The sequence below is a fragment of the Alteromonas sp. KUL106 genome (genome assembly GCF_009811415.1).
Classification (GTDB): Bacteria; Pseudomonadota; Gammaproteobacteria; order Enterobacterales; family Alteromonadaceae; genus Alteromonas.
The window spans coordinates 113617-136195 of sequence record NZ_BLIG01000032.1 but is presented as its reverse complement, the minus strand read 5'-3'; the positions used below and the strand labels follow the sequence as shown (position 1 = coordinate 136195).

Here is a 22579-nt window from a genome sequence, read left to right as displayed (position 1 = left end):
CCAGTAAAAATCTAATACCAATTAAAACGTGGGGGCATCCACAAATGCCAAACCCGCTTCATCTTTACCTGATAAAGACGGCTTCTCGTCATTTACTAAAGGCCAGTCGATATTCAACGTAGGGTCGTCATACTTAACCGATATTTCAGATTCTGGGTGGTAGTAGTCTGTGCACTTATACACGAACTCAGCTGATTCACTGGTTACATAGAAACCGTGGGCAAAACCCGCAGGCACCCATAATTGGCGTTTGTTCTCGGCCGATAAGGTCACCCCAACCCACTTACCGTAAGTAGGGGAGTCTTTACGCATATCTACGGCTACATCGTATACTTCGCCGCTTACTACACGTACTAGCTTGCCCTGAGTTTGCTCCATTTGATAATGAAGGCCGCGAAGAATACCTTGACGAGATTTCGAGTGGTTGTCTTGAACAAAATCTACATCTGCGCACTCTTTCTTGAACCAGTCGGTACGAAAGGTTTCTAGAAAAAAACCACGGTCGTCGCCAAATACTTTTGGCTCAATGATTTTAACTTCAGGGATATCTGTTTTAATTACTTGCATTTACTTTCCGTACGAGCTTGCATATAAATATGAGAAAGGTGGCGAAGCCACCTTTTAAAATTGGATTGAAGTTAAACTTTTACTCTGTCTTTGATAACTTTTAGCAGATAATTACCATAGCCACTTTTCTTGAGGGGTGCCGCGAGCTTTTCAAGTTGTTCAGCATTGATATACCCCATTCTATAAGCGACTTCTTCCGGGCAACATACTTTCAAACCTTGGCGTTTTTCGATGGCCGCCACGAAGTTTGCAGCATCAAGAAGTGAATCTAGCGTGCCCGTATCAAGCCACGCCGAGCCTCGGCCCATCAACTCTACTTTAAGTGAACCATCCTTAAGGTAAAGGTTGTTCAAGTCGGTAATTTCAAGTTCACCACGAGGCGACGGCTTAACTTCTTTGGCGAAGTCCACTACACGATTGTCGTAATAGTAAAGACCGGTTACGGCATAGTTAGATTTTGGAACGGCTGGCTTTTCTTCAATAGAAAGCGCATTCCAGTCATCATCAAACTCTACAACGCCATAGCGCTCAGGGTCGTTAACATGATAGCCAAATACCGTAGCACCATGATCTTGCTTATAGGCGTTCTGTAAGGAAAGTTTTAAATCGTGACCGTAATAAATATTGTCGCCAAGAACAAGTGAACAGCTATCGTTACCTATAAATTGCTCGCCTATAAGGAATGCCTGTGCCAAACCATCTGGTGAAGGCTGAACAGCATATTGAATATTCATTCCTAATGCCGAGCCATCACCGATAAGATCGATAAACCGCTGCTGTTCATCAGGCGTGGTGATAATGAGTACATCACGAATACCCGACATCATTAATGTTGTTAACGGATAAAAAATCATCGGCTTGTCGTAAACAGGCATTAACTGCTTACTTACCACCTTAGTTAACGGGTGCAAACGTGTGCCAGATCCGCCAGCTAGTATTATTCCTTTTCTACTCATTTTTCATTACCTGTTTGTAACCACTTAACTTTCACAACGCAGCGATGCTGCATGTTAACAGAATAGCCGTGCTATCTCATAAACCTGAGAAAGCTCTAGTTTAAAACCTTTAGCAAAACCAGGAGGAGCTTCTGCTGTTTCAGCTGCTAGAGGGATATAAGAATCGTAGAACTCAGCACCCACATCTATATTTAAAAAATTAGTATGCAAAAATTCTTCAATTTCTGGAAACATTATTATCAACTTAGCTCCCTCTTTGCAAAAGAGTTTAAGATGAAAGAAAGATGATGGGAAACCGATAAGAACGTCATAACATTGCATTATGTCTATTTGTTCTTTTAATGGAATGGTTTCAGGGTAGATGATATCAAACCCTAAACTTTCGAATATTTCATCGACTTTTTCACCTTGAGAGGTGAACCCGGTCCCTGATTGGAGCTTGCTTTTAGAAATAAAACCTCTTTTCGCGGTCTTATTTTTTTGACTAAGACAAGGGTAGGATGACTTTATGGAGTCTGAAACAAAATTAGCATCACTAAACGTGGCCTCGTGGTAGTAAAGCTTGCTCACTGATAAGGGCTTGTCTATAAAAACAATTTTTTCATGCGCTAATCCGAGTATAGTTAAAAACTCTCCTACGTAGCCACTTAGCACTTTTTCTCGGTCAAGCGAATCTAAAGGATAGTGAAATAATATAGGCGAATTACTAGTTCGAACTTCGTTCAATATTGGATACAGTCTTGAAAGTGAGTCCAAAAGAAAGTGACCAAAATGGTCATAAATCGTACCACCGTAAAACGCTTCATCATAATGCTGGAACTGCGCTTCAGATAGGGTCGCGTGAGTTTCTTCGTTCGGCCACCAAATCCTTCGTTCAGAACGAATATCTGACAACGTAGCTACATGCTGAAAGTCTTTGTCGAAAACTCCTTGCGATCTTCTTGTCCACCATGTCCTCATGCCTCGTTTATAATAGTTTGGGATTAATTTAGCTTCTTCGATATATTGACGGCCACTGGAACCTTCAACAATATTCAAAGAACCGAAGACAAAAGATGATTTAAAATTGTTAATTTCTAGTGCGTTATAAATTGAGAGCATCCGTTACCCTATCGAGCGCTTCAAATTTACTTTAAGTGTAAATTTATTTAGATGGAGGAAAAGTAAGCTGGATATTATCAAAAAATGCCTCAAATCTCTTCTTATCCTCGTATTCTTTATATATTCCTAACTTCAATCGAAAATGCTCAGGAGCTTTTGAGTTTCCTTTGCAAGAGAACTTGCTACTAAAACCAAATGGTCCAATCCGCTTACCGACCAATGCTCCTTTGCTCCAAACCTCAAAATATGAAAATTCGTCCTCTGAAGACACGTTTAACCGAAGCTCCAATGCAGTCCACTCTCCGGGCTTGAGTTCCAAGGAATAAAAACTCGAGCCAACTTCGCTGTCATCACCCCTAGTCATAAAGTTAATTTTGTGACTACTTCCCCTTACCACTCGAATTCCACCAAGCGGTGATAAAGGCGAACATTGCCAAAACTGCATAAGATAATAAAAGCCATTGGTTACATCAGCACTTGAAGGAATCATTAAATCGAACGTGATGGTTATAGGTTTATCAAACTCTAAATTCAAAGACGTTAAAGCTAATTCTGTTCTAGATACTTTTGAATGTAAACTCTCGCCCGCCGCTAAAAACTGGAGTGCGTTTCGACCATCTAAGTTGGCTATGCTCGCACTCTGACCATTTCCTTCACATTTCCCTCTCAACATTACTTGTGAAGTTAAAAGGTCGCCATGCCCATCGTTTATTTTTTCCGCACAAAGATGAGGATTTCTAATACCGTCTGTATCGCCTATCGGTATGCTTAATTTGAGCGAATCACTAGCCAGGAGCATGGCATAGAAAGCGAAGCCTAAAAACACAATCGCCGGCTTGTTTACATAGCATGGTAAGAATTTATAAATTTCTTACCTAACCAAGTTGAACTATTTGAAACATTGAGATTAAACACATCGAGCATGTTCAAGTCATAGCGCTCTAAAAAGTAATTCACTAAACTTTCAACTGCTTTGTCGTTGCCGCCGTGTTTATTAATTTTTCTGTATAGCGTATTTTCGTCTTCTTCACCAATGTCTTCGAAAGCCTCTTGCAATGAAGAAGCGAGCAGTACTGACTTCACTCCATTCACTGCGGTATGGAACTTTAACCACAAATCATCAGCATGATTGCAGACTCTCAGCGCACTTTCGACATCAATAACATCGGGGTGAAAATACTCCGGCTTATAAATAATTCCGTCTTTTCCAGTACCGACAGTCTTGATATTCGGTTCAAGCACAGACTCATCTGAATGTGTCCATTTTTTATATCTATGAATGTTTCGTGAGTCACAGCTTAGCACCCGCCCTCTGTACGCCACTACACACTCTTGCTTTTGTGCATTTTCGACGAGCGTCTGCAGCCAGGTTATAGGATACTTCGTATCATCATCCACAGTAACAAAATAGCTAAAGTCGTCTTTATCAAAAAAGTAGTCTTTTAGAATAGGGATGAACTTTCTATACGGCCCGATATTTTCTGTGTAGTTAATCGAAAACAAATTAGGGTAATTATCAGCCAATTCTTGTAGTGAAGCAGGTACATTTGGAATACCTTCGTCAAGTAAGTATCCTTTCTCTGAGATAAAAAGTTTAACTTCGAATTGAATTGTGCATTCCTGTGCAAGCAATGACTTAATAACATGATGTATTTTGTCTACCCGAGAGTGAATAGTTGTTAAGCTAATTATTACTTTACTCATTCGGAATTACCTTTTCAGACGCCTTTTTTGATTGAAGTAAGCTTATTCTCTTTCTAAAAAACGTGAGTTGATCGCCATTAAAATATTCATACATAGAAGATACGGAAGTCAGTGATGACCTCATAAAATAGAGTGGCACATCGAGTCTAACTACCGCATTTTCACCGGCAATTCTCTCGATTCTAGTTCTGAAGTCGATATCCCCTCTAGAGCGATAATTTCTGAACCCCCCTATCAGATCTATTAAGGTTCGCTTAAATAACAATGTCGCGGGGCCGTCTCCTAGTACCAGTAAATTTCTAGGGTCGTCTACTGATAAGTTACCGTCATCTGTATATCGAACATGTTTAGTGAAACAAGCCAAGCCTTTCTTCTCTTCTAGCGCTTTAACTTGCGCAGAAACTCGCTGTGGATGGCTAATATCGTCGTCGTCTTGTATCGCTATATACTCGCCTTTTGCCAAGCCAATTGCTGTATTTCTACTAATATATTGACCCACGTTATCGTTATTCCGGTAGTAGACAATGGGCCTTTCGGTTCTTTGCCTACAAAGTGCCTCTATACTTTCACTTATTGCTGGCGCTGAGCAGTCATCAATGACTATTATTTCTATGTTGCGATAAGTTTGCTGTAACAACGATTCGATTGCTTTTTCGAGAAGTTCGACCTTAGGGTTGAACGTAGTAATAATTATTGAAACTAGTGCACTATTAGCCTTTTCGCTCTCTATCTCCACGTCAAGTATGTGACTAAATATATTGAGTAGAGAGTATTCATCAACCTCAGGCAATAAAGGCAAGAAACCACTAACTTTCAACACATCATTTATTATTTGGTTACTTACATTTTTTAGCCCTAATGAGGCGCATAACGTTAAACTCTCTTCACTGTTTATGACTGGCAATCCTCTTGCAATCATCCCTTTGCATAAAAACGATAGCTTTTCACTGTCATGCATAGTTTTAGGGAGCAAACTAAATAAATAAATCAGTTTTCCCAAACTCAATCGGTCAACTTCTACGCCTACAAGTAAATTTGCGACTGCACTTTTACTAACTGGCGTTACTAACGATCGACGGACATCACGATAAAGTTCATTGAAGTCACTATCCTTAAATGAAAAGACTTTTTTAAGTACATCTTCGAATGGGTATATTGAAAGCCAGCTTCTATTTTCTTCTTCACAAAAATAATATGCTCTGAATAATAACTTTGCGTGAGGTGTGCGCTCAGTGTTCAACTGAGATAAAAGAGACGCTAGCACCGGCAACTCTGATACGTAATTCACTTTTATCGGCGAGCGTGAAAGGGTTTCGATTACGCGCTCATAATTTTTTATATGTGAAGATATACTCGTTAATTGGTGTGCTTCAAAAACACACTGCGCTTCTTGTGCACTCTTCGAGACACTCAACACAATCGCAATGAATGCATCCTCAACAGCAGAATCATTTGTAACTGTTATTTTTGAGCACGTCTCCAACACTTTTGCTGAATCTTTTAATGCAGAAAGTAATTGTTGAAGGCACCTTACATTTGGCGCATTGGCTACAAACTGAGAGGCTACAATAAGCGACTCAAACTGCGCTAACACAGCATAGGTAAAGCTATCCTCGCACTGGAGTAAAATTGCTATATCCGTTGCTTCATTTAAAGCTGCAAGCATCACACGGGGTAGTTCAATTACCTCTCGAACCTTCTGCTCAATTGAAAAAGGAATATCAATATCGACAGAGAGCAAATCAGCCAACTTCTTTAAATGCTCTCGCGTATCATGCTCACTGCACTCCTCGATTTCACGCAATATTTGATAAATGCTGGCCAAGTGGCTTGTTGCGAACTTTGCAACATACGAATGACTTGTAAGTTCACTCTCTTCTTTATCATTGCTCAACGTGCAACTTGATTGAGTAATTTTTCCCTCTTCTGAGGTTAAAGATGAAACCAAAATGATTTTGCTACCCTGCTCAATGAGCTCAGAGTCAAAAGCTAAAACACCGGGATGCTTTTCAAATTCTTGCTCTGTCAATTCAGAGATGCCCAACACACGCTTCGAAAACGTTGAAAAAGAAGAAAATCGATGGTGATTACGCATTATTTTTTACTCTGTGCTTTAATTTTTCTTTTTTCATTTACTCCATTAGTTAAATAGTGAACTAATGGGTTTATTGGGGATGCGGCCACATCACTGTATTCAGCCAGATAGAAACGTGTGGAGAAGTGTTCACTAGGATCTTTTAAACTCTTATAGCCTTCTAATAAAAAATGCCTTGCTAGGTATTCTATAGAACCTTGAAGCTGATACTGCGACTTATACCAGTTGGCATCAAAAAGCGAACTGTCTAATAACAGCTTTACGTCGTTTTCTATTGCAGCATTGTTATAAAACACGGGTTTAAACCACGTATTAACAATCTTACGCGTCAGCCTAGCAAGCTTTGAAGAGTAACGGTATTTCAACATCGCATCACTATGCATTGTTGCACTGCTCACAAAAAGCTCCTCATCAAAAGTCGCTACATTTTTGTAGGCTATTTTAGACGTAGCTGATTGTTTTAACCTGTTACGTCGAGACGCAGAGGTATGTTTGATGAATAGCTCTGGGTAAAGGGCTTTAATATTATCTTGTGATAAGGCGATATTTTCAGGGGCTATTGAATCTGTACCAAATACCTTTTGGTACAAAGAATCGTTATTTTCCATATAAACACTTAAATGCGAAGGTGGTCGATACGTAATGGCGGAGAACGGTTAGCATCTCGCTAAGTTCTTGTGAGCATCATACTACAAAAAGAGCACATCGGCCAAAAACTGTAACTCAATTACAGTTTTTTTGAACAAGTTTGACTACTTCGCGAACTACTCTTTGCCTTTCCATCAGCAGAGTTTCAGTAGCAGAAAATAACTTTCGAATTTTTTCAAGAGAATCGAAATAAGCATCCATGTTTACAGTACTAGGTGTCCAATCAGAAAGAATTTCAGCCGCAACAGTTTCTGACGTATTCGAAAGATTAATCATGCTTTCCTGATTGATAAGCTCGAACACTCGGTGAGAAGAGTTTGCGATATAAATAGGAACGCTACCCAGCATGAATGCATCAAAAATTTTTTCAGTAATATAGTCATCTAATAAGGTGTTTTCTATTGCCGAAAATATTGGGAACCTCCGCCTATATGTCAGCAGTTTGTCAAGATGCCAATCGGGTATGGCTTGCCTTGGGCCATCATTCCCCCACCCCATACCTTTAACCATAGCTTTATTATCCTTCAACCGCGTGGCAAGCGTTGTTCTATAGCTAGAAAGCGCGATATCAGCGTACTGCTCTGGAAAGAAGACATCATTTGTTCGCTTTTGTTGGAGAAAACAACTTTTTAATGAAATTGATTTCCAGTGAGTAAGCAATTTATTTTTATCAAACGCATTTAATAAGTTGGTGGTTTCAACTAAGTAACGTGCTGCGTAATGGCTTTCTGTAGTAATGAAGTATGGAATTTTACTGAACTTATAAATATTACTGTTAAAAAAGTTTGCTATGCCTACTTCTATAGATAACCCCATATGTTCGAACTGTATTTTCGTATCCAGAGGATAATTTTTTGAAATCAGATCCCACAAGGGCTCTTCAGATATCACTAAACACTTAACGTTTTTATTTCTAGCAAGAAAATTATGGTGAGCTTTTATCAGTCCGTATAGATCTACGGAATACCCGAGCACGATAATATCAGCGCTCTCAACTTCTTTTACCAACTGAAAGTGTTCTGAAAAAAGAGTTTGGTACTCTTTGTAAGCGAGCGGTGTTCGGTTGGCATGCCTCCCGAATAAACAAACCTTACGTTTTTTCATTGTGCGCTACTCATTCGTAGAAGAAGTAAGAGAAAACACCTGCTCAACAATACTTCTTACGTAGGAAGAATCTGAGCGAGAATAGTAACATAGCCACTTGCAGGCGTTCTCGAAACTGTGCAAAGCGCTTTGTACATTCGAGCTGATGTGTTCTCCTAGGTAGAGCTTTTGCCAACCTCGTTGAAATAGCCGAACGAAGCTCTCGTTTAAGTGAACTAATTGCTCAGCTTTTTCAGTTGGAATAACTGGTAGAGAACCATGTTCAACGCAAAGAGTAATTACATCAACCTGTTGCTGCAAAGCTGCTCTGCAAACGACAACTAATGATTCAGAGAGAAGTGCTTTGATACTATGATCACTTTTAATGTTGTTAGCATCTATATGCAAAGTCTTTTCAGGCTTTTTCTCATGAAAGACCACTCTTCCCTCATCGGCTTCGATTCGTTCAATTTGATTTTGATTAAATAAAGTAGCTTCAATTGTTAAACCAGCTTTACCCATAGGTCGCAAATTCAGCACCTTACTTTTTTCTAGTTTAGTTGCACGTTGAAAACTCAATTCAGGTATAAAAATAAGCGCTATGTTTTTAGCTGAGAATTTTAGGGTTGTAGCTTTATCGATGAAAAAGGTGACATAAAGGTGGGTAACACCTAACTTAGCTATTTCAGAGGGAAAATTAACAACTGCGGGGGAACTGCAAATTGAAATCAAAAATTTAGAATTGCCTATTCGGCTTTCGAAGCGAGTTTCCGCCGCGCCAGACAAATGGGCGTAACACCAAAATTCCCACTGTATTGCTAAATAAGAAACTTTTGAAAATATGTGTCGATAAGGTGCCAAAAGCTGTTGAGTTCGACGTTCGACACCGTAACAACAAGGAAAGCGTGAGTGGTTAACTACCATTGAGATTTTTCAAATTTCAACGCTCACAAAAATACGCCTTAGTATTTTCGTGAACGTTGTTTAACTGTAAAATTTTATCAGGGCTTAACCATTGGTAATTGTCGTGCTGTTTAACTGGCAAAGCTTCCAAAGTAGCAACATCAATCGAATACGCTATGGCCACGTAATGCGTTGAAATATCTTCACCAAATACACAGTCTTCATACAAATGGTCATACGGCCCTAAAAGCGAAGCGTCGGAAATAGAGTAACTACGGCCAAGTTCTTCTTTCGTTAGCCTCTCGAACGCCTGCGCTAAAGTTTCATTTTTTAAAATGCGCCCGCCCGGTACAAACCAATAACCTTTAGCGGGCCTATTCACACGCTGCCCTAGTAGTATTTCACCATCTCGGTTTCGAACCACTAGATCGATAGATACTAGCGGCGTACTACTTAATACTGTAGAAAAAGTTTCGCGGTCAAGAAACATAAAAGTGCCTTAAACCTTAGCCACGAAAGCTATTTTGATTTTCGATAAACCAGTCAAAAGCATGCTTTAAACCACTTTCTAAATTATAAGTATGTTTCCAGCCAAGTGCGTGAAGTCGACTTACATCCATTAGCTTACGCGGCGCACCATCAGGCTTAGATGTATCCCAAACAATATCCCCCGTAAACCCAGTGACTTTGGCAACAGTTTCAACTAACTCTTTAATGGTACAATCAACACCCGTCCCCACATTAATGTGGCTTAACATAGGCTGTGTATTTGCCTCATATGTTTCAGAGTCTAACTCCATTACATGAATACTTGCCGCAGCCATGTCATCTACGTGCAAAAATTCACGCATTGGTTTACCGCTACCCCATGCAACCACTTCTTTATCACCACGCTGAGCAGCTTCGTGGAAACGCCGTAAAAGTGCTGGAATAACATGCGAGTTTTCAGGATGAAAATTATCATTAGGGCCATAAAGGTTTGTTGGCATGACAGAACGATAATCTCTACCGTATTGCCGATTGTAACTTTCACATAACTTAATGCCCGCAATCTTAGCTATGGCGTATGGTTCATTCGTTTCTTCAAGTGTTCCAGTAAGCAGCGCGCTCTCTGTCATTGGCTGCTTTGCTAATTTGGGGTAAATACAACTTGACCCTAAAAACAAAAGCTTTTGAACACCTTGAGCATGCGCACTATTAATGATGTTCGCTTCTATCATTAAATTTTCATAAATGAATTCAGCCGGATAAGTATTATTGGCGTGTATACCGCCCACTTTAGCTGCTGCTAAGTAAACTTCATCAATTTTGTTTTCAGCAAAAAAAGTTGATACTTCCGACTGATTGACAAGGTCTAGTTCGCTTCTTGTTTGTGTTATTAACTGAACATCAGACCGTTTTTCTAATTGTCTTACTAAGGCTGCGCCAACCATACCGCGATGGCCAGCAACAAATACTGTCTTCATTGATAAACATCCTTGAAGGCCCCTAAGAGAAGGGGCCTATCGTTTTTTCTATTCTTTTGCCACAGCAACAGAAAACCCGTGTTGCTTTAACAAGGCGTGTTGTTTAGCTTTACCAAGATCGTGTGCAACCATTTCTGCACACATTTCTTCGACAGTAATTTCTGGTACCCAACCCAGCTTTTCTTTTGCCTTTGTCGGGTCGCCTAGTAGCGTTTCTACTTCTGCTGGGCGGAAATAACGTGGGTCTACTTCTACAATAACATCGCCCACTTTTACACCCGGTGCAATTTCATTGTCAACCGCCGTTACAGTAGCGACTTCTTTAACACCTTCACCACTAAACTCAACGGTAATACCGGCTTCTTTAGCCGACATGCTAACAAATTCGCGCACCGAAATTTGCTTACCTGTTGCAATAACAAAATCTTCTGGTTCATCTTGTTGTAGCATCATCCATTGCATGCGAACGTAGTCTTTGGCATGGCCCCAGTCACGTAGTGCGTCCATATTGCCTAAGTAAAGTTTAGATTCTAAACCTTGTGCAATATTGGCAATGCCTCGCGTTATTTTACGGGTAACAAAGGTTTCACCGCGACGTGGAGATTCATGGTTAAACAAAATGCCATTACAGGCATAAATACCGTAAGACTCACGGTAATTAACCGCTATCCAATAGGCATACATTTTCGCAACGGCATAAGGCGAGCGAGGGTGAAACGGCGTAGTCTCTTTTTGCGGAATTTCCTGTACTTCACCGTAAAGCTCTGACGTAGACGCTTGATAGAATTTCGTTTTCTTTTCAAGGCCTAGGAAACGAATAGCTTCTAACAAACGCAGCGTGCCCATTGCATCTACATCGGCTGTATATTCTGGTGCTTCGAAAGATACCGCTACGTGCGACTGTGCGCCTAGGTTATATACCTCGTCTGGCTGCACTTCTTGCATTATGCGAATTAGATTCGAAGAGTCTGTTAGGTCACCATAATGCAGGATAAAATTAGCGTTTTCTACGTGTGGATCTTCGTATATATGATCAACACGCTCCGTGTTAAATAGTGAAGCACGACGCTTAATACCGTGAACTTCGTATCCCTTTTCTAACAAAAACTCGGCTAAATAGGAGCCGTCCTGGCCGGTGACCCCGGTAATAAGTGCTTTTTTCATTACATACCTTTCATAATTAGGACTTTTCCTGTTCTGGCTTGTGAATTAAAAACTTCATAACCAAAACATTCACAATAATAATACTCATAAGGTCACTTTCAGACCTGACAGACTAGCAGTGTTGAACAAATTTATCTTATAGCTTATGTGCGATTTCATGTGCAGCCAGAACACTTATTAAATTGGTTCGTAAATTTTCTCTAACCGTACTATAATTTTCAAAGTCAAAGTTCGTACTTTCTCTTAATTCATCTAATGAGTCATATTTGAGAAAATCAGTATGACTTAAGTGAGGCAAAGCCATTGTTTCTGCGAGTTCACGTGTTCTCGAATCATGGTATACCCAAATCGCTGGTGTTCCGCTTTGCCATGCCGCCATGTTGCCGTGAAGCCTTAAGCCTATAGAAAAATCAACGCGTGCAGAGTCTTCCATCCACTGATCAACGTTATAATAAAGTCGCATCTTGGTTGCTACGAAACCCCTAAACTCTTCATCAGACATATAAGGCGCTAAAGCATTTTTTAGGCTGTTTTCGTGGTGCTCTGGAACGACTGCGGTCTGATATAAATTACGCTGTCTTGCGTACTTTATAAACGGTTCTACTGATTGCTGAAGGTATAAACCATTCCCTTTGGCAACCCATTCAATCATTTTTCTTTCTGCATCACGCTTTGTAAGGTCTTCGGGCCACGGCTCATCTCCCGTCGCTACAAATGAAAACGCATCTTGCGACCATTTCGTTTTCAGTTTATTGATAAAGTCTGGATCTTTATTTATAAAGTTGGTCGGACAGCCAGTTATAACACCCGAATCAATTCCCCTTTCGCGAAGTACTTTATCGGTAAACGCTCCCCGGAGGGCGACTTTTTCACTCTTACGTTTTATTAAATCTAATAGTCGGTCTATGCTTTCATGAAAATTAAATTCAGTTTGCTCGTAATTTTTCGCTTGGGCACCAAGCCCCAAAAACACTAAAGGTAACTCTGTCTTATCTAAGAAATCAACGAAGCCAGAAAAATCAAAATTTTCTCTTACAAAGTTTGCTGAAGGTATAACCAGCACTTTGCACTGGTCTTGAACTGTCTTGACATCCCACGGCAAATCCTCACCGACTACAACATAATCTTCATCGAGTAAATTGCACACTGCATATTGAAACAGCAAATTGCCTGTATTTGCGCCAACCTTTCTTAGTAACTCATCCGTATCGAGAAAAGAACACCCGTCTATTCGCCCGTGAGTTCCTACCACACCGATTTTTTTCATTTAAAAATCCCTTCCACTCATTTCTATTTTTGAATATGTATTCGATAGCCGCATTGCCGCTTCACTGAAAGAACTCCACGTACTGCCTAGCAACTTTTTACATTTGCTAAGTAACAGCACGTCTGCAAGCGCATAAATAATTTGCTCTTTTGAGCGATCAAATACATTTCTCTTTAAATAAACCAATCGGTCACCATAATATTGTTCGAAAATATCGTAGGTTTCTTGGAGATCGGTCGCTACAAATAGCTTCAAACTGCTATCTTCTTCAATTAATTTGTCTATACGTTTTATAAAAGCCGAATAATGGCTTTTTTCGCGCCAAAAATGTAACTGGTCGTGGCCTTCTTGTGTCCAGTTATCGACGGAATCGTAAGTATTGTGGTCAAGGCCAGCACCTGCTTCCATTCTAATATGCGCCGCTATATGGCCGTCTACGTTGAATGGTGCGATTAAATCTAACACCTGTTTAGAGGGTTTTAATGCTTTTATAAATTCGTTTTCTGCTTCCCAATGACTGGCCTCGTGTACAAAGGTATAAGCAGCACGGGCGTATACGTACTTGGTTGGCTTAACGACTATAGGCTTATCTTTCTGCGCACCTTCTTCAATTTCCATATAATTGAAAACATCACCATCTTTCTTAGCTTGTTCTAAGAAAGATTTTTCAATTACTTCGCCCTCGTAATCAAACAAATCAGAAAATCTACATTCGCAGTGATGGTCTGGCTCCCAAACTATCACAAGCTCTTTTCCTGTCGCTTTTGCTATGGCTGCCGCACTGCCAATTGCGCGCAATCTATTTCCTAATCCATGCTGTGCGTCTACAAAAAACTTATTGTAATCGGGATGTAACCCCTTAGCGTTGAATAGCTTGCTAGTTAAATCAGAAAAATCAACACTGCTAGGTTGAATAGCAATACAACCGTTGTGTTCAAGTACCGTCTCTATAGATAAATCAGCAAAAGAGACCTCTACTTTTTGTCCTATATTTCGCCACCCAGGCACGAAATACGTGTTATTCATTTTTGGAAGAACTGTTGCTACATCTCTAAGTGCATCAGATTGCACAACTAAGCCACAGTTAAGTGCTTGCAACTTATCAGATAGTGTCTTTAAAAATATACTTATATTTTTTGGCTCTTTTTTTACTCTATCCGGATGAATGTATATCGCGACATAATTGCTCATGTATTCGTATGCGTTTTCATCATTGTGTAACGCAATTTCAACATCTAATATGTTAACGAGGTGCTGTGGTTTGCTTTTTAGTACCTTACTCAGTTTTTGTGGTGTTAAGTCAAAAGTACGTAAGCCTGCTACCCACGAAGTTAATTCTAGCTCGGCTAAATACTCAGCCTGACTGCGAATGTGGTTAGGAACATAGTGAATGCTTTCGCCCGTCTGCTGTAACGTTATAAGCCCATTTTCAATACCTTGAATTTTAAAAGGCAAGAAAATTCGGTCTTTGTTCCACACAGGCATTATGTTAGCGATGTGCCTGTTTGTGTGAATTTTAAAACGCGGTGTTGAATGAAGTTCCGCCAAGAAGTCTCGATTTCCCGTTGGCCCACTGGTGCCTACTCTCAAACTGTCATCGTGGGGAATATGGTATATCGTTTTCACGTCGACGGCTTTTCTGCGTGTTCCTGATTCCGATAAGCGGTGATAGATGTCATCATCATCCCAGCCATATGTTGTAATGTATTCGTTGAACCCCTTAACTTTCATCAGGTCATCGCGATGAACGTAGAAAAAACCATTTATGTGCTCTTGTCCAGGTTCAGCAATACGCCAGTCTCCTGCGATGAAGGTCTTTTCGCTCAATAAATTGTTTGCAAAAAATTCTGGGTAAACAACAATATCAGCGTCAGTTTTTAAAATCTTGTTGTACGACGCAGCCCTAAAGCCAATATTGAAAGCGTAAGATAAGATCCAACGAGGTTGATGGTTTACGCGAATAACTTTAATTCTGCTATCTTCAATTCCGCGAGATTTCAGATAGTCAAACACTGGTTCATCACTAGACCAATCAACAATAATTATTTCGTTTATATCGTTACACGCAATCCAAGAAGGCAATGCTTTTACAAGGTTTTCATTTCTATTCATACAACATGTAACAAGGGAAGTACCATATCCCACTTGCGTAACATATTGGTCAAGATCAATACCCGCTTCAGCTTTAACTTTGCTCTCTCTGTATTCCTCTACAGCGTTCTCCGTTTTTAAATCATACAAAAAACGAAAGTGTTCTAGAAACGCTAGCTTTTTAGCTTTGTTTATTGTGCAGGCTTCTGCGAGTTCAGAGGCCTTTAGAACTGTTTGCTTTGCTGCGTCGATGTCACCATCTTTAACTAGCGCTCTTGCCTCATCAATTGATTGCCAAAACTGCATTTTCTACCCTATTAATCCCTATAATACCAATCATCAAATTGAACTGTTTTTCGTTCATAACCATTGCTTATAAGCAATTTATATATTTTTTCTCTGGCTTCAGAATAATTATGTTCTACCGTAATGCACTTGATGTCCCATTGGTCAAAAGGAAAAGAGTTTAAAATATCAAACTCGCTCCCCTCGGTATCAATGCTTACAAAGTCTATTTTTCGCGGTGCATTATGCTTAACTAAAAAATCATGAAGACTTATTGTTTGTAGGGTGGCTTTACCGAATTCATTCGCATAAGCATTTCGTTTATTCGCGTGGGAGTCTGCTGTTGCATAACTAGCAATCCCACCGTATTCATCTGCGAAGATAAACTCCACTTCTTCGCCCGTGTTTGCAGAGATACAACTGTTGGAAACGACACACTGTCTATTTGTTTGCAACTTCTCAAAGTATTTCGGGTTTGGTTCTGCACATAGGCCCTTCCATCCGAAAAGCTTTTCTAGTAAATAAGTATTACTTAATAGTACCCCATCTGTCGCTCCGAATTCGACAAAAAAGCCGTTTCTTTTATAACTATGCTGCTCCAGCGCCCAAATATCTTGGCCGAGTTGCGAAGGGGACTGTGCTACTAATGCTTTCTTAAACGCTTCTGTATCTGATAAATCCAACGAACTTTCTTCATTGCCTGCGAGCATGTATAACTGCTGCTTTTGTTGCGCTATTGTCATTTCATGACGAATAAGCTCAACTTCACTATGTAATATTGTTAACTTATCCTCGATGTCTTCACTAACACCAGCGCCATTAAGCGTGCTTAAAAAAGCTCTTTCAATGTCTACGCATGCGTCATCAAGCAACCCCAAACGAATTTTAGCGTTTATTATATTTTTCCCAAGAATGTCGCTTCCCGCAATTTTTAAACAAGCATTGGCTTGACGATATAGTTGCTTCGCCTTAATTTCATTTTTGTTTAATAATTGCCCATTCGCTAACGTCCTCAATGTACTCGACATTAATACTGCTCGGCAAAGCGGATTGTTATAGTTGAGTTCAGCAATTTCTTGTAGCAAACGCTCGCCTTCAGTCAGCTTTCCTTGATGAATTAAAATTACACCTAGGAATACAAGTAAATGACTTAACTGCTCTTCAGAGCGTATCGTTTTTTCTAACTTGTCGGTTTCAAGCTCTAGAGAGTATTCGGCCCATGCATCATGTAGCTCCGTTACATGCATAAATTGTGATGAAGACAAATTGTTTGCGTCTAACTGGGACATCAAAAAGTTCGAGTGCTCTAAAGACATAGCTAAACCTTGACAAATCTAGCTAGCATTTGAAGCTGAGCATCAAACTTTTCAAGTTCGAGTGTTAGTTTGTCATTTCTGAACGTTTGTTCTTGTAACGCTTGCTCTTTTGTAAGTAACACTTCAACTTTCTGCTTTTGAATATCTACATCTTCGTTAGCTGCTTTTAAATCAGCTTTTAGTTTTTCCAACTCTTGTTGCAGTGAAGCATTCCATTTCTCGTGCTCTGATAACCACTTCTCTTTTTCCTTAAAAGCTTCTTCTATTTTAAGCTTTTCATCCAGTAATGATGCGTTCTTCTGCTTATTTTCATCCAATTCGCCTTCAACATTAGCCAAACGTGTAGTTAATTCCGATAACGCTTTGTCATCATTCGCCGACTTTGCCTCTAAAGAGTCCAACGTGGATTTTTTCGAATCAATAGACTCACGAAGTTCTTCAATCTCTTCTTGTTTTTGAGCCAATTCAATTTGCAATGAAGATAAATTTTTGTCTTTTTCAGAGGCAAAATCGCTAACCTCTTGTTTTTCCTTTCGCAAAAGTTCAACCGAGTCTTTTAAATGCTGAATTTCATGATTCAAAAGTTCGTTCTGTTCTAATAGCTTTTTATTATTTTTAAATTTTTCTTCCAGCTCTTTACTTAAACTTTCAGCACGCAGATTGATCTCTTTCAACTGCGATGCCGAACTAGCTTTCGCTTCTTCGTACTCGCTACGAGTTTGCGCTAACTCCAATAAGATTGATTCATTATCTTGCTTGATTCGGTCTAGTTCCTTTAGTAATTCTTGGTTTCTCTGCTCGGCATGGTTAACTTGATTTTCTAGTGATTCTGCTAGGTTCGAATATGCTTCTATTTCCGCAGCGAAGCGAGTTGATTGTTGCTCCTCTAATAAAAGCTTTTGCTGCGCAGATGAAAGCTCACTCTCTAAAACCGAAGCTGTATTCTTTGTACATTCCAACTCTTTTACCAAGGGGTTTAATAAGTACTGTTGGTATTGCACACCTTCTGCCACAGCAGTATGTTGTGTTGGAATATAACTATTTGCCTGCATTAAACGCGTGATTTCCGCGGGAAGCAAACTATCCTCGAAATACCGAACTTCCGACTCTAAAATCACAATCTTACCGAAGACTTTAGCAAAGTCTGAGTTGAAGAGTTGCTTAAGTACGCCTTCAACCCCTGCATAGAGATCTATAATCAGCATGTTATCTTCATCTTCTAGCGTTATCGAAGAAAACAAGTCAGTAAGGGTCGACGATTTAAAGTTTTCTGCATTTACTACCCTATAGCCTGGATAATGCATTTTCACGTCTTTACATTTTGAGATGGAAGAAAGTGTGTTTAGGTTAGCGATATTAAAATGAACCAAGTCTGACGAATCATCAATCAAGCTATTTAGAACATGAATGTTACTAACGTGTGAGTAGCGTTGCTGAAGTGCTTGGCAAATATCCTGATTGGCTTCAACTAAGTAACAATTGGAAAATCCTTGCAAGTCAACATCAATTCCTTCGACATTCCCAGCACCCAACCAAACTAGGTTTTTTTTAGCTATTGAACTCATATATTCCTTATCACTCATGTCGTGGTGCCACTACTTTTTCTTTGACGATGATTCAGATTCGAGCATCTTCGGGGAAACGACACGCCCTTCGCCTCGACCATAAGTTTCAAAGTGCACTAGTGGGTTTAACCCTGCACTTTCAACATCGGGGTAACGAGCCAAATACCATTTACCATCAAAGTTTGGGCTCGGCAGGCGACCTTCGGCAGCACCGTACAACAGGTAATGCTCAACAGGGTGAATTCCCGCTTCGGCCACATCAGGGTAAGTTTCTAAATACCATTTAATGTTAAAATATTCACTGGTAGCAACTAATGAAATCTCTTGGTCATCTAATCTGAGTTCATCTCCACGGTTAAGCTTGTTTTTTGCTCTTTTGATAACCTGACCCGCAGAATAGAGTTTGCTGCGCTTAATATTGTCATTTTCTTTTCTTATTAATGTTAACTCAGCGAATAATTTATTATTACTTTTTTGAAGCTCATTTACCTTTGCTTCTAACGACTTTTTTTGTCTCTCATTTATCTTGCTCGAAGTTATCGCTGACTTTTTAGCGACTAAGGTGTTTGCTTCATACTCATCTAATAATTCAGAATGACGTTTTAACTCATTTTCTTTAGTAGATAGGATTACCTTAAGAAATGACAACTCATCTTCAATTTTCTGCTTTTTCTTTTCTACTCGGTCTCTTTGTCTTCTATAACGCCTTTTGTCGAACTCAGACTCTTCCAGTGCATTTTTAAGCGTCGCTATTTTCGAGTCAAATTCGGATAAAATACTAAGCGTGTACTTATTGCAACTTTCCTCTTCTAACAGGCTGTTATTTAAATCAAGCATCATAGTTTCCAACTTTTTAACTGCTTGGTTCTCAGCAACTAATGCTTCACGAGTGGAAGTTAACGCTTCAGTTAGCTCAAGTATTTTGGAAGAAAGTTCTGCAGACTGTTTTTCTTGCTCTTTTAAAAACACATCGACATCATTTGTTGAAGTTTCGCTAAGCAAAACATTCTCATTTAGAGGAGTTGTTAACGCATCTAACAAATCTAAGAGTTTTTTTACATCTGAATTGACCAGTGAAGAGTAATTTGCAAGAAGCTTAGTGCGGGACGCGAGGTTTGGCACTTCGAGCTTACTCAAGCTTACGCCTGATATGTTCTCAAACGATGTTCTATTTATTGCTGTATCTCTTGAACTAACAAGCATGATTTTGCTTCTATGTATACAAGCAAAGTTGACTAATTGTGTAAAGTGGGCCACCCAACTTTCTAAAAATTTAGTGAATGAAGTTTCTCTCGCTATTAAATTTTCAACGAAATCATAGAAAGATGTGTAGATTAATACTAGTTTGCCGTTTTTAACTACAAACTCATCTAATTCGTCGAACTTGCCAAACGAGCTGATCTCACCTCTACTTTGCATGGTTTGCAAGGTTTTGTCGTACTGAATACACCAGGAGGAGGACAGGATACTAACGTTGTTTTCCATAAACTATTCTTATACAGCCAATTAAATGTGCGAGCCAAAAAGCACCATCTTGGTACTACATATTCAGCAGCAATAATTCTAACACCAACTTGAGAGAAATGTTACCGCGTCAGTATTGCCTCGGAAAACTTAACTTTCACTTTCTGTTTTGAGTAACTATTTTCAACTGCCTTAAGCGCCTGTTTTGACAATTTTTCAAACTCCTCATGATTTTGCGAAAGTTTTTCTATTTGCGTAACAATTTCACTAGTCATTTTAAATGGAACTAAAAAGCCGCAATCTTCAGATATAACTTCAGTTAATGCACCTTTGTTGTAGGCAATAGGCACACATCCTAATGCCATCCCTTCTATTACAGTTCGACCAAAAGACTCATCGAAATTTGAGAGGTTGAGAATTACATTGACAGTCTTCAGAGCATTGGCGGTATCGCTAGCGTAGCCTTTAAAGACGACATTTGTTTCAGAATATCGATTAAGTAATGAAGTCAAAATATCAGTGCGAGGTCCATATACTTCAAACGACACTGGTAACTTTTTTTTGCTACATTTATACGCGACCTCAAAGAAATCTCTAATACCCTTTTTCTCAATATTACTGCTCATCATAGCTACGACGAAAGGGGAGTTCTTTTTATTTATAGTATTTACAGCGCTGTTGCTACTGACGGCGTTCGGCACAACTTCGCATATCTTTCCTAGGGCATAATAATTTTGCGTAAAATTTGAATTCGCAATATATAGATCAGCGACTTTGGCTACATGCCTTCTTATCTTTTCAGGGGATGCAGCCAAGGCTTCACATAGCGATTTATCATTCTCTGGAAGTTCCCTGATATGCATTACTGATTTAACTCCCAAGTTGCTAGCCGCCACAAGCGGCTCCCATAATGTAATCGTATTTACGTATAGAATATCAATCTTTAGAGATGTTATTAGCTTCTCAATAGTCGCTACTTGAGTGTTTATAACCTTTCTATTGCCGTCCCACCAACAGATAGGTAAAAAGAATACCTCTACAGCATATTTCAAGACCTCACTAACATACTCCTCATTAAGTGCACTAGGTAAAACAACATAAATATTCACATCATTTTCAGCTAACATTTGCACACAATCTAAAAAGCTTTTTTCAGCACCAAACAATTCAGGGCCAGCAAGATGTGCAAACATCATTACGCTCTTTTCACCATCCGCTTTAGGTTCTCCTTCTAGAGATAATATTTTTGTAAGATTATCTCTATCCGATAGCCATAAAATAAACGCTTGGGACAAAGAAACTTTTTTAATCCAAGCGTAAGCACTAGGATTAAAAAGAGAATTTGGCTCCCTCCCCTCATGAATACCATATCTTACATAGTGGTCAATGGGATCTATACCTGCGCTGGCAATATCTTTGTACTTGGCTAGATACCAACATTTATCAAACGCTTCCGAACCATTTATGTAATTCTTAAGATTGTCTTTATTGCTTAACTCCGTTCCTCTACATATATAAGGTGGAGCGATAAATTTTCGTTTTCCCTTATCGGGCATATAAAGTCCTTTCCCACTTTTATGCCATTTGAGAGCACTATCCAAATATTCTTTTCTCAGTCCTGAAAATTGAGTTCGAATGTGAGTTGGCCCAGCATTAGTGAGAGAAGAAGGCTCAACTCTACCGAAAGCGAGGGGAATTCCAGGATAAGCCTCAACTATTGAGGACTGTCCGTAATGTGAAAGAATTCGGTAATACATTTCAGTATCTGCATTTATTGAGACTGAATCCCAATATCCCAACTTCCGCAAAACACTTCTCTTAAACATTAAGCTAGATACATTTCTGTGTATTAAGCCATCATCAATTCGCCAACGTTGGAACCCGAGGCTGTTATCTGTTCTAACCCATGAACTAACACTCGCTTTTATATTCCTATTTGCTTTAAAAGCATTTACTTGTACTTCAATTTTTTGAGGGTGTGACCAGTCGTCAGAATCATGCGTGGTTATTAAACTTCCTTTCGCTGCCTTGAGCCCAACGTTTCTAGCGTTATAAGCACCGCCGTTCCGTTCTAACTTTAAATAACGAACACGCTTATCTGTTGATGCAATTTCTTTAATAACCTTCTCTGTATTGTCAGTAGAAGCATCATCAACGACGATAATTTCAATTTTTTCATAAGTTTGGGCAAGTAGACTGTTAAGAGCAGTTCGGATAAAATTTTCAGCATTAAAGCAAGGAATAATGACCGTTACCAAAGGCTTTAGCCATGAGCTTCTGTGATTTTTACCCGGTATGCAAGTAAGGCCATCTAAACCAACATCTTTTTCAATTAGTTTAAGTAAATTGGCTTCGGTATACATTTTGTTTAGGATGGCGATTTTATTTTGGCCAGATGCTGCTAAACTCGAAACAACCGTGTGCTCCCAGGTGCTTTTCCAAGTTGCTGTCGAAATTATAGATTTTGCTTTTTCCAAATCCCCCACTTTCAAGCAAGACATTGCAAGCAAAGTTATAGGACCGTCATGAGGTATTAACTCAAGTATGAAGTCATCTTCTGCAAAATGCCTCGAATAATAGTGTGCTTCTTCCCATTTATTGAAACTTGCATACCAACGCCCCAAAAACCACGCTGCTAAACTTTTTTCAGCACGACAATCAGCCTCAAACAAGCTCTTGAGTTGGCTTAGCGCGCTGCCACTTTTCGCATCTTCCCACAAGTCCTGGTCTGCGCGAACAGCGTTAAAATCGCAAGGCCACCGTCCCTCTTTCCAACCAAACAAAACAAAGTGCTTTTCAGGCGCTATGCTAGCATTTGCTACGTCACGGTAGGCTTTAAGATACCAAGATGAATCAAAATAATTGATTACTAATTGGGACGGCGTCTTAGGCATGGTAATATCC

The 22579-nt window shown here is 39.5% G+C and carries 18 protein-coding genes; all 18 read right to left on the bottom strand.

Features of this window, described 5'->3' with window-relative positions; all coding sequences use genetic code 11:
* Nucleotides 1–21: 21 nt before the first annotated feature.
* Nucleotides 22–567 carry a dTDP-4-dehydrorhamnose 3,5-epimerase gene (gene rfbC, locus GVO63_RS12300; protein WP_159580202.1) on the bottom strand — a complete coding sequence of 182 codons (546 nt, stop codon included), beginning with the start codon at nt 565–567 and terminating at the stop codon, nt 22–24.
* A gap of 71 nt (nt 568–638) precedes the next feature.
* The gene (gene rfbA, locus GVO63_RS12295; protein WP_159580200.1) at nt 639–1523 is read right to left on the bottom strand and encodes a glucose-1-phosphate thymidylyltransferase RfbA; all 885 of its coding nucleotides are present in this window, start codon (nt 1521–1523) and stop codon (nt 639–641) included.
* A gap of 54 nt (nt 1524–1577) precedes the next feature.
* Nucleotides 1578–2624 carry a glycosyltransferase 61 family protein gene (locus tag GVO63_RS12290; protein WP_159580198.1) on the bottom strand — a complete coding sequence of 349 codons (1047 nt, stop codon included), beginning with the start codon at nt 2622–2624 and terminating at the stop codon, nt 1578–1580.
* Between the two features lie 43 nt (nt 2625–2667).
* Nucleotides 2668–3450 carry a heparin lyase I family protein gene (locus tag GVO63_RS12285; protein ID WP_159580196.1) on the bottom strand — a complete coding sequence of 261 codons (783 nt, stop codon included), beginning with the start codon at nt 3448–3450 and terminating at the stop codon, nt 2668–2670.
* Between the two features lie 14 nt (nt 3451–3464).
* Complete coding sequence (locus GVO63_RS12280; protein ID WP_159580194.1) at nt 3465–4328, bottom strand: hypothetical protein; 864 nt, start codon at nt 4326–4328, stop codon at nt 3465–3467.
* Nucleotides 4321–6423: a glycosyltransferase family A protein gene (locus GVO63_RS12275; protein WP_159580192.1), complete on the bottom strand. Its 2103-nt coding sequence runs from the start codon at nt 6421–6423 to the stop codon at nt 4321–4323. Before GVO63_RS12275 ends, GVO63_RS12280 begins: the two co-directional genes overlap by 8 nt.
* The gene (locus GVO63_RS12270; protein ID WP_159580190.1) at nt 6423–7031 is read right to left on the bottom strand and encodes a hypothetical protein; all 609 of its coding nucleotides are present in this window, start codon (nt 7029–7031) and stop codon (nt 6423–6425) included. Before GVO63_RS12270 ends, GVO63_RS12275 begins: the two co-directional genes overlap by 1 nt.
* Nucleotides 7032–7146: 115 nt before the next feature.
* Nucleotides 7147–8175, bottom strand: a complete 1029-nt coding sequence (locus GVO63_RS12265; RefSeq protein ID WP_159580188.1) for a glycosyltransferase family 10 — start codon at nt 8173–8175, stop codon at nt 7147–7149.
* A 6-nt stretch (nt 8176–8181) separates the two neighbouring features.
* Entirely contained in the window at nt 8182–9078 is an 897-nt protein-coding gene (locus GVO63_RS12260; protein WP_159580186.1) for a hypothetical protein, read from the bottom strand.
* A 16-nt stretch (nt 9079–9094) separates the two neighbouring features.
* Nucleotides 9095–9547, bottom strand: coding sequence for a GDP-mannose mannosyl hydrolase (locus GVO63_RS12255; protein ID WP_159580184.1), 453 nt, complete (start codon nt 9545–9547; stop codon nt 9095–9097).
* 16 nt (nt 9548–9563) lie between these two features.
* Nucleotides 9564–10523 carry a GDP-L-fucose synthase gene (locus GVO63_RS12250; RefSeq protein WP_159580182.1) on the bottom strand — a complete coding sequence of 320 codons (960 nt, stop codon included), beginning with the start codon at nt 10521–10523 and terminating at the stop codon, nt 9564–9566.
* A gap of 48 nt (nt 10524–10571) precedes the next feature.
* On the bottom strand, nt 10572–11687 hold the full coding sequence (gene gmd / locus GVO63_RS12245) for a GDP-mannose 4,6-dehydratase (RefSeq protein WP_159580180.1): 1116 nt from the start codon (nt 11685–11687) through the stop codon (nt 10572–10574).
* Nucleotides 11688–11823: 136 nt separating this feature from the next.
* A complete protein-coding gene (locus GVO63_RS12240; RefSeq protein WP_159580178.1) occupies nt 11824–12954 on the bottom strand; it encodes a polysaccharide pyruvyl transferase family protein in 1131 nt (376 codons plus the stop codon).
* Entirely contained in the window at nt 12955–15351 is a 2397-nt protein-coding gene (locus tag GVO63_RS12235; RefSeq protein WP_159580176.1) for a galactosyltransferase-related protein, read from the bottom strand.
* Nucleotides 15352–15362: 11 nt separating this feature from the next.
* Nucleotides 15363–16595, bottom strand: coding sequence for an FkbM family methyltransferase (locus GVO63_RS12230; RefSeq protein ID WP_159580174.1), 1233 nt, complete (start codon nt 16593–16595; stop codon nt 15363–15365).
* Between the two features lie 53 nt (nt 16596–16648).
* Nucleotides 16649–18229, bottom strand: a complete 1581-nt coding sequence (locus tag GVO63_RS12225) for a hypothetical protein (RefSeq protein ID WP_159580172.1) — start codon at nt 18227–18229, stop codon at nt 16649–16651.
* Nucleotides 18230–18241: 12 nt separating this feature from the next.
* Nucleotides 18242–19696: a hypothetical protein gene (locus GVO63_RS12220; RefSeq protein ID WP_159580170.1), complete on the bottom strand. Its 1455-nt coding sequence runs from the start codon at nt 19694–19696 to the stop codon at nt 18242–18244.
* Between the two features lie 101 nt (nt 19697–19797).
* Nucleotides 19798–22569 carry a glycosyltransferase gene (locus GVO63_RS12215; protein ID WP_159580168.1) on the bottom strand — a complete coding sequence of 924 codons (2772 nt, stop codon included), beginning with the start codon at nt 22567–22569 and terminating at the stop codon, nt 19798–19800.
* Between the last annotated feature and the right edge of the window lie 10 nt (nt 22570–22579).